The following is a 1,327-nucleotide window of genomic DNA, read 5'->3' on the forward strand; positions in this document are numbered from 1 at the left end:
ACGATATTAAGTATATCAGAAGAATGCATGATGTGGAAGGATGTTCTATCCGAGAAATCATGCGCCGCTCCGGTTATCATTATGAAACCGTTAAGAAATACCTAGATATGGAGGATTTTAATCTTCCACCACAACTACCCAAAGAAATACCATCCCTGCTAGACCCCCTCAAACCCATCATTGATGAATGGCTTGAGAATGACCTTAAGGCACCACGCAAGCAGCGTCATACTGCAAAGCGTGTTTACGACCGACTTAAGGAAGAGTATCCAGACCAACTGGAGGTAAAGCTACGTACAGTTCAATACTATGTATCACAGAAAAAGAAAGAGCTATACATACAAAAATCTAAAGGCTACATTCCATTAGAACACCCTGCAGGAGAAGCACAAGTGGACTTTTGCCAATTTTTCTACTACGATAGCGCCAACACATTAAAAGAAGGTCGCAAGCTAACAGTCTCCTTTCCCCAAAGCAATGGAGCATACTGTCAGGTATTCCGTGGTGAAAACCAGGAATGCTTGCTACAAGGTTTACAAAACATTATGAAGCATATGAACAAAGTACCCTATCGAATGGTCTTTGATAATCTATCAGCAGCAGTATCTCATATCGGTAGCGGTAAAGAGCGGATCCTAACAGAAGGTTTCAAGCGATTTGTTGAACATTACGACATTAAACCTGTTTTCTGCAACACCTCTGCTGGCTGGGAAAAGGGTAATGTAGAATGCAAAGTCGGTTATGAACGCAGAAATATGTTTGTCCCCGTTCCCACAATATTGAACTTTAATGAATTCAACAAAAAACTCTTTGAATGCTGTCAAAGGGATATGCAGCGAGAACACTATCGCAAAGAACAACTGATTGCAGAACTCTTTGAGGCTGATAAAAAAGCGATGCTGCCTATGAATCCAATTGATTTTAAAGTAGCCAGATTCCATACAGCAAAGGCTGATAAGTATGGAAAAGTTATGTTTGAAACCAACCGATATTCATCATCACCAAAGCTGGCACAGGAAGCTGTATATCTTGAAATTACCAGTGATACCATCACCATCATGGATAAACAGTACAATCCAGTGGTTACCCACTCTAGGCTCTATGAAAAAGATTCAGAATCCATGGACTGGCTTCCATATATATCATTAATGGCAAAACGCCCAACTGCACTGAAGTACACTGGTTTTTATCAAGAACTCCCGCAGATATGGCAAAACTACCTGTCAGACTTAACACCAGATGAAAAGAGAGAAGCTCTTTTAACCCTCAATACCATCCTCCAAAAGCATGATATTTCAGCTGCAGCAGATGCACTTGAAGTTGCACT

1 protein-coding gene is annotated in these 1,327 nt (G+C 40.8%); it reads left to right on the forward strand.

The features are described 5' to 3' along the window. Window positions 1-1,327, forward strand: a 1,327-nt coding sequence (gene istA / locus F9B85_RS14015) for an IS21 family transposase (protein ID WP_170270572.1), incomplete at both ends; no start/stop codon positions are given.

This window comes from Heliorestis acidaminivorans (genome assembly GCF_008933955.1).
In the GTDB taxonomy this organism is placed as follows: domain Bacteria; phylum Bacillota; class Desulfitobacteriia; order Heliobacteriales; family Heliobacteriaceae; genus Heliorestis; species Heliorestis acidaminivorans.